This is a genomic window from Streptomyces sp. NPDC055013, assembly GCF_053608645.1.
Genome location: NZ_JBSGVW010000036.1, coordinates 12427 through 19751, shown reverse-complemented (window position 1 = coordinate 19751; position 7325 = coordinate 12427). Strand labels below are relative to the sequence as shown.

The following is a 7325-nucleotide window of genomic DNA, read 5'->3' as shown; positions in this document are numbered from 1 at the left end:
CCGGACCACCCGAAGGACCGTCCATGGATCTGAGCCTGTTCTATTTCGCGCACGACTCCACCGCGCCGGGGCAAGCCGGCCGGTACGAGCTGCTGATCGAGGGAGCGAAACTCGCCGACCGGTCGGGGCTCGCCGCCGTGTGGACCCCGGAGCGGCACTTCGACCCCTTCGGCGGGGCCTACCCCAACCCGGCCGTGCTCGGCGCCGCCGTGGCCATGTGCACCCAGCGGGTGGGCATCAGGGCCGGCAGTGTCGTCGCCCCGCTCCACCATCCGGCGAGGATCGCCGAGGAGTGGTCGGTGGTGGACAACCTCTCGGGCGGCCGTGCCGGTGTCGCCTTCGCCTCCGGCTGGAACACCGTGGACTTCGCGCTGCGGCCGGAGAACCACGCCGACCGGCGCACCCTGGTGCGCGACACCGCCGAGGAGGTCCGCCGGCTGTGGCGCGGGGAGTCCCTCGCCACCACCGACGGTCTCGGCCGGCCCGTCGACATCCGTGCCTACCCGCCCGCCGTCCAGCCCGAGTTGCCGGTGTGGCTGACGTCGGCCGGCGGCGTGGACACCTTCCGGGCCGCCGCCCGGATGCGGGCCGGCATCCTCACCCATCTGCTCGGCCAGTCCCTGGAGGAAGTGGCCGCCAAGATCGCCGAGTACCGGCGGGTGGCAGCCGAGGAGCACGACGGCTGGTCCGGCCATGTCGTGCTGATGCTGCACACCCTGCTCGGCGACGATCTGGACCAGGTCCGCGAGCAGGTGCGCGAGCCCTTCACGAACTACCTGAAGAGCTCCGCCAACCTCACCGCCAAGTCGTTCACCGGCAAGGACATGGACCTGTCCGAGCTCAACGCGGACGACATGGACTACCTCGCGGCCCGCGCGTTCGACCGCTACTTCGAGACCGGCGGGCTCTTCGGCAGCGTCGAGCGGGCCGCCGAACTTCTCCCGCACATACGGGCTTTGGGCGTCGACGAGATCGGCTGCCTCGTGGACTTCGGAGTGGAGTCCCGGGCCGTGCTCGACGGCATCGACAAGCTCGGAAAGCTGAACGAGATCATCTCCCGATGAGACAGGAGACGTCATGAGCACCACCCTGAGTGCGGGCCGGACCTGGGCCCCGCACGAGATCACCGACGCCGGGGCCGAGGACCTGGCCGCACACCTCACCGAACTCGGCGCCGACCGTCTCACGGAACTGCTGACGGAGCACAAGGCGCTCGTCTTCCGCGGGTTCGGGGTCACGCCCGACTCGATCGAGCCCGTCCTCGGCCGGCTGCTGCCCAACCGGCTGCCCTACGTGCACGGCAACTCCCCCCGCACCCGGGTGCGGGGCAACCTCTACACCTCCACCGAGTACCCGCAGCGCTTCACCATCTCCATGCACAACGAGCTGAACTACGCCCGCAAGTGGCCGGCCCGGCTCGCCTTCTACTGCGAGAAGGCCGCCGAGTCCGGGGGCGCCACCCCGGTCGTGGACGGCGAGCTGTGGCTCAAGTCCCTCGACGCCGAGGTGCGCGAGGCCTTCGCCGGCGGGATCCGCTACGTGCAGAACCTGCACGACGGCTACGGACTCGGCAAGAGCTGGCAGGACACCTTCGAGACGGACGACCGTGCCGAGGTGGAGCGGTTCCTGAAGGCCTCCGAGGCCGAGTGGGAATGGGGCCCGGACGGCATCCGCGTGGTGCAGCACCGAAGCGCCACGACCAAGCACCCGGTGACGGGCACCGAGGTCTGGTTCAACCAGGCCGACCAGTGGCACCCGGCCGGCCTCGGCGACGAGACCTCCAGGGAGCTGTACGACATCCTCGCGCCCGAGGAGTTCCCGCAGTACGTCACGTTCGCCGACGGCACGCCGATACCGGACGAGTACATCACCCAGATCCGCGACCGGGGCCTGGAGTTGGCCGTGGACGTGGACTGGCGGTTCGGCGACGTGCTGGTGATCGACAACGTGCTCACCGGGCACGGCCGCCGCCCCTTCGAGGGCACCCGCCGCATCCTGGTCGCCATGTCCGACTGACCCGTCCTGCGCGGCGCAGCGCGGCTCCGTCCGCCCCGGTGACCGGGGAGGGCGGAGCCGCGCCGTCATGCCCGCAGGAAGGCGAGGACCGCGAGGACCCGGCGGTGGCCCTCGGTGTCCACCGGCAGGTCCAGCTTGTTGAAGATGTTGCCGATGTGCTTGTTCACGGCCGCCTCGCTGATGAACAGATGCTTGGCGAGGCTGGCGTTGGTGCGGCCCTCCGCGATCAGCGCGAGCACCTCGCGCTCCCGCGCGCTCAGCCGCTCCAGCGGGTCCTGGCGCAGCCGCACCAGCTGGGTGATGACCTCCGGGTCCACCACGGTGCCGCCGGCGGCCACCCGCTCGATCGCGGACACGAAGTCCACGACCGCGCTCACCCGTTCCTTGAGCAGATAACCCACACCGGCGCCGGCGCCCGAGTCGAGCAGGCGCAGCGCGTAGGAGCGCTCGACGTACTGGCTGAGGACGAGCACGGGCAGGCCGGGGAACTCCTCGCGAAGAGCCACCGCCGAGCGCAGCCCGTCGTCGCTGAGCGACGGCGGCATCCGTACGTCGGTGACGATCAGGTCCGGCCGGTCGGCGCGCACCGCCGCCACCAGCGCGTCGGCGTCCCCGACGGCCGCCACCACCTCGTGGCCGACCCGTTGCAGCAGCCCGACCAGGCCTTCGCGCAACAGGACGGCGTCCTCGGCCACGATCAGGCGAAGCGACACGGAACCTCCACATGCAGCAGGGTGGGACCACCGACGGGACTCGACACCCGCATCCGGCCGTCGAGCGCCGTGACCCGGTCCGCGAGCCCGGTCACGCCGCTGCCCGCTTCGGGATCGACCCCACCGTGACCGTCGTCCGTGATGTCGAGGATCAACAGATCGGAATGGTAGCGCCCGCGCACCTGGGCACCGCTGGCCCCGCTGTGCTTGGCGATGTTCGTCATGGCCTCGTTGATCAGGTAGTACATCGTCGTCTCGAGCTTCCTGGGCAGCCGCTCGGGCAGCTGCAGATCCACCGTCACCGGGATCGGGAACCGGCCGGCGTAGTCCTCGATCGCCGCGACCAGTCCGTGGTCGGCGAGGACCGGCGGGTTGAGGCCGCGGATCAGCGCCCTCAACTCCTGGTGTGCGGTGGAGAGCTGGGACTCGGCCTGGGTCAGCAGCTCGGCCTGCGCGGAGCCCTCCGGGACCTCCAGGCGCATCAGCCCGAGCGTCATCCCGAGCGAGACGAGCCGCTGCTGCGCCCCGTCGTGCAGGTCACGTTCGATGCGCACCCGCTCGGCGTCGAAGGAGTCGAGCAGCCGCGACTGCGTGGCACGCACCTCGCGCAGCTCCTCCCCGAGCTCCTTGTCGCGCGGCGCGAGGAAGGTGCGGGCCATGGCGGCCCGCGCCCCCGCCCATGAGGTCACCGTGTACGGCGAGGCGAGCAGCACGATCGCCCCGAACACCGTCCACGGCCAGGTGTCGCCGTCGGTCGAGGCGATGGTGGTGGCGGGGATCCCGAAGGAGAACCCGAGGACCATCAGGTCCATCCACCACAGCGCCGCCGCCGACAGCAGCGTGAACATCAACTCCCGCCACGTCACCTGCTCCTTGAGCCGGGTGGCCGCCCAGGCACGCAGGCCGCGGCCGTCCGGGGCGCGGTGCGGATCGGGGAGGTGGTCCAGGTCCACCAGCCGCAGCCGGCGGCGCTCCACCCGGGCCACCAACGTGGCGGCCAGCACCATGCCGACCAGCGGTGCGACGCCGATCAGCACGACCAGCAGGGCGAGCCCCGCGGCCAGGCCCAGGGCGAAGACCAGCACGGCCGCGGCGCCGACCACGACGCCCCCGCTCAGATAGGCCAGCGACCGCCAGGGCCAGCTCGAGGTCAGGAAGCTCAGGGGACGCTGAGCCATGGCCTGCCAGGCTGTTGTGGGTTGCATGCGATCAACGTAACCGCGGGAAAAGGGATTTGGAGACGCGTCCGCCGAGGCAGCCGCCCGAGGGCCGCAAAGGTAGAGCTACCTCTACCTCAGGAGTAGAGAGCGGATCAGTGCCCCGGCCACCCCCCGTGCAGTGAAATCGACGCATGACGACAACGAGGCAAACCCCCGTACAGGACGCGGTCGAACTCCAGGGCGTGCGCAAGGTTCACGGCACCGGCGGACGCCAGGTGACCGCGCTGGACGGCGTCTCCCTCGGCTTTCCCCGCGGCACCTTCACCGCCATCATGGGCCCCTCCGGTTCCGGGAAGTCGACCCTGCTGCAGTGCGCGGCAGGGCTGGAGCAGCCGACCGAGGGGCGGATCGTCCTCGCCGGCGTGGACATCGGCCAGCAGAACGAGAAGGAGCGCACCCAGCTCCGCCGGGACCACGTCGGATTCGTCTTCCAGGCCTTCAACCTGGTGGAGTCCCTGACGGCGGCGCAGAACGTCGAGCTGCCGTCCCGGTTCGCAGGCCGCAAGGTCAGCCGCGAGCAGGTCGCGGGCGCGCTCGACGCGGTCGGTCTGGCCGACCGCGCCGGGCACCGCCCCAGTGAGCTCTCCGGTGGTCAGCAGCAGCGCGTCGCCCTCGCCCGGGCCCTGGTCACCCGCCCCGACGTCCTCTTCGCGGACGAGCCCACCGGCGCCCTGGACACCGTCACCTCCCAGGAGGTGCTCCGGATGATGCGGATGCTGGTCGACCAGGAGGGCCAGACCACCCTGATGGTCACGCACGACCCGGTGGCCGCGTCCATGGCCGACGTCGTGGTCTTCCTCAAGGACGGGCGGATCGCCGACCGCATCCCGCTCGACCGTCACTCCGGCGGCAACAACGCCGCCGCGATCGCCACCCACATGGCCCGGCTGGAGGCGTGATGCTGATCCTCGCGAACGTACGCGAACGCTGGTCCGGCTTCCTCGGAGCCTTCCTCGCCGTCCTGGTCGGCGTCGCCCTGATCACGACCACCCTGGTCATCTACGACTCCGCCCGGGCCGAGGTCCAGCCCCGCTACACCGGCACCGCCGCCCTGGCGCTGCCCCAGCAGGCCGTCGACGCCGACGGCAGCCCCGAGGACCGGATGGCGTGGAGCAAGGCCGAGGCCGAGCCGCTGGTGGCCGGACTCGACAAGCTTCCGGGCGTCGCCGACGCCGTGGTGGACCGCTCCTTCTACGCCCAGGCGATCAAGGACGGCAAGCCCGTCACCGACGAGGGTGCCCTGGAGTCCGGGCACGGCTGGGGCAGCGCGCAGATGGCGCCCTACAAGCTGCTCTCCGGCCGCGCCCCGAGCACCGCGGACGAGGTCGTGGTGGACCGTGCCCTGGGCGCGACCGTGGGCAGCGAACTGACCGTCAACATCACCGAGGGACGTGAGCAGTTCACCGTCGTCGGCACCGTGGACGGCCCCGGCTACTACTTCAGCGAGGCGTTCGCCGCACGGCAGCAGCCCGGTGTCGGAACGATCGCGCTGATCCCCGACAAGGGGGCCGACACCGGCGCGATCGTCACCGCCGCGAAGAAGGTGCTCGGCGACAAGGGCGACGTGGTCTTTGGCGACGGCCGGTCCGAGCTGCAGCCGCAGTACATCGAGCACAAGCGGTTCCTGGGCGTCCAGCTCATCAGCGCCATGGCCATCCTCGGCCTGTTCACCACGGTGTTCGTGGTCGCCTCCATGCTGGTCCTCGCGACCGGGATGCGGCGCCGCGAGATCGGCCTGCTGCGCACCATCGGCGCCGCCCCTCAGCAGGTCAAGCGCATGATCATCGGCGAGGCCGCGGTGGTCGGCCTGCTCGGCTCGATCGCCGGCTGCCTGGCCGGCGTGGCCGCCGCCCCGCTGCTGCACTCCATCCTCGAAGGCCTGGAGGTGGCTCCGCCGGGCATGGAGGTCACCGTCGCCGCCTGGCCGCTGCTCACGGCCTCCGTGATCGGTGTCGGTGTCAGTGTGATCGGCGCCTGGACCGCCGGCCGCAAGGCCGCCCAGGTCGCCCCCATCGAGGCTCTCCTGGACAGCCGCTCCGCCAACAAGGGCATGGGGCGTGGCCGTTGGATCGCGGGCCTCACGGTCCTCGGTGCCGGTGTGCTCCTCGCCATCGGCACCGCCACCTCCAGCGCCGACAACCGCATCAACATGGCGATCTTCGCCACCATGACGCTGATCGTCGCGGCCGCCCTGCTGACCCCCGTGTTCATCGGGGCCGTCGGCCGGTTCCTGACCGCCCCGTTCCAGCGCAGCGGCTCCGCGGGCCCGGTCCTCATCCGGGCGGAACTGGTCGCCAACCCGCGCCGGGCCGCCTCCCTGGTGGCCCCGGTGATCGCCGCCGTCGGTTTCGCGGTACTGCTCAGCGGCATGGTGGAGACCATGCGGGTGGCCTACCCGGCGGGCGAGGCCCTGAAGGTCTCGGGCCAGACGATCGTCACCCCGGACGGCACGCCCGGGAACACCGACGAGGTCGTCGCCGCCAACCCGGTGGGCAAGGCCGCCCTGCCGACCCGCGCCTTCGTGCTGAAGGACGCGAAGGCCGCCAAGGACCCGGAGCAGGCGCAGCACACGGCCGACGCCACTGTCCTGGACATCCTGGGCAGCCGGGATCCGCGCTGGAGCAAGCCGGGCGAGGCCGTCCTCGGCGAGAGCACCGCCAAGCAGCTGGGCCTGACGAAGGGCCAGGAGGTTCCGGTCCGCTTCGCCGACGGCACCGCCGTCACCCTGCGCGTCGGCGCGGTCCTGCCCGACGACCCGGCCCGCGGCGCCTTCGTGGTCGCCCGCGACCTGGTCCGCGCCCACGACCCGGCCGCGCTCACCGACGACATCTTCGTCCCCGGCGACGCCAAGGCCTCCGCCGCCGTCCCCGGCACCGCCCTGCACGACGCCGCCGAGTACGCGCTGGCCGACTACGAGACCGACGCCAAGCTCACCGACAGCCTCGCCATGATGCTGATCGTCATCGCCGTCGGCTACAGCGTGATCGCCGTCGCGAACAGCATGGCCATGGCCGCCCACGGCCGGCGCCGCGACTTCGGGGTCATGAAGTCCGCCGGCGGCACCGTCCGCCAGCTGCTGCTGGTCTCGGTCGGCGAGACGTGCCTGGTCATCGTCATCGGCGCCGCCCTCGGCATCCTGGTGACCCTGCCCCCGCTGGCGGGCATGGCCTCCGGCCTCTCCCAGGCCACCTCGTCCGACGTGAGCCTGCACCTGAGCACCGGCACCCTCACCGTCGCCGTCATCGGCACCCTCGTGGCGGCCGTCCTCGCCGGACTCGCCGTCACCGCGAAGACGCTGCGCAGGCAGGCGGCGTAACAGACACCTCGTCACAGACGCACACCTCGCTGCACAGCGGCCCCGGGGATCTCCCCGGGG

6 protein-coding genes are annotated in these 7325 nt (G+C 71.6%); 4 read left to right on the top strand and 2 right to left on the bottom strand.

Annotation, left to right across the window (positions count from 1 at the left end; all coding sequences use genetic code 11):
- The first annotated feature begins 23 nt into the window (after positions 1-23).
- Both ACWGDB_RS33465 and ACWGDB_RS33460 read left to right on the top strand, forming a co-directional pair.
- Positions 24-1064, top strand: a complete 1041-nt coding sequence (locus ACWGDB_RS33465; RefSeq protein WP_453825896.1) for a MupA/Atu3671 family FMN-dependent luciferase-like monooxygenase — start codon at positions 24-26, stop codon at positions 1062-1064.
- Positions 1065-1077: 13 nt separating this feature from the next.
- Positions 1078-2016: a TauD/TfdA family dioxygenase gene (locus ACWGDB_RS33460; RefSeq protein ID WP_453825895.1), complete on the top strand. Its 939-nt coding sequence runs from the start codon at positions 1078-1080 to the stop codon at positions 2014-2016.
- A gap of 65 nt (positions 2017-2081) precedes the next feature.
- On the opposite strand, the gene ACWGDB_RS33455 is transcribed toward ACWGDB_RS33460, so the two are convergent.
- The gene (locus ACWGDB_RS33455; RefSeq protein WP_451179075.1) at positions 2082-2714 is read right to left on the bottom strand and encodes a response regulator; all 633 of its coding nucleotides are present in this window, start codon (positions 2712-2714) and stop codon (positions 2082-2084) included.
- A complete protein-coding gene (locus tag ACWGDB_RS33450) occupies positions 2714-3934 on the bottom strand; it encodes a sensor histidine kinase (RefSeq protein ID WP_453825894.1) in 1221 nt (406 codons plus the stop codon). Before ACWGDB_RS33450 ends, ACWGDB_RS33455 begins: the two co-directional genes overlap by 1 nt.
- Before the next feature lie 146 nt (positions 3935-4080).
- Between ACWGDB_RS33450 and ACWGDB_RS33445 the strand changes: the two genes are divergently transcribed.
- Both ACWGDB_RS33445 and ACWGDB_RS33440 read left to right on the top strand, forming a co-directional pair.
- Positions 4081-4848 (top strand): ABC transporter ATP-binding protein, encoded by a 768-nt coding sequence (locus ACWGDB_RS33445; protein ID WP_453825893.1) that lies wholly within the window; start codon positions 4081-4083, stop codon positions 4846-4848.
- Positions 4848-7265 carry an ABC transporter permease gene (locus ACWGDB_RS33440; protein WP_453825892.1) on the top strand — a complete coding sequence of 806 codons (2418 nt, stop codon included), beginning with the start codon at positions 4848-4850 and terminating at the stop codon, positions 7263-7265. The genes ACWGDB_RS33445 and ACWGDB_RS33440 overlap by 1 nt, the downstream gene beginning before the upstream one ends.
- The last annotated feature ends 60 nt before the right edge of the window (positions 7266-7325 follow it).

Excerpts from the sequence above, each read along its gene's own strand:
- ACWGDB_RS33465 (WP_453825896.1), top strand. The coding sequence starts at position 24 with ATGGATCTGAGCCTGTTCTATTTCGCGCACGACTCCACCGCGCCGGGG.
- ACWGDB_RS33460 (WP_453825895.1), top strand. The coding sequence starts at position 1,078 with ATGAGCACCACCCTGAGTGCGGGCCGGACCTGGGCCCCGCACGAGATC.
- ACWGDB_RS33450 (WP_453825894.1), bottom strand. The coding sequence starts at position 3,934 with ATGCAACCCACAACAGCCTGGCAGGCCATGGCTCAGCGTCCCCTGAGC.
- ACWGDB_RS33445 (WP_453825893.1), top strand. The coding sequence starts at position 4,081 with ATGACGACAACGAGGCAAACCCCCGTACAGGACGCGGTCGAACTCCAG.
- ACWGDB_RS33440 (WP_453825892.1), top strand. The coding sequence starts at position 4,848 with ATGCTGATCCTCGCGAACGTACGCGAACGCTGGTCCGGCTTCCTCGGA.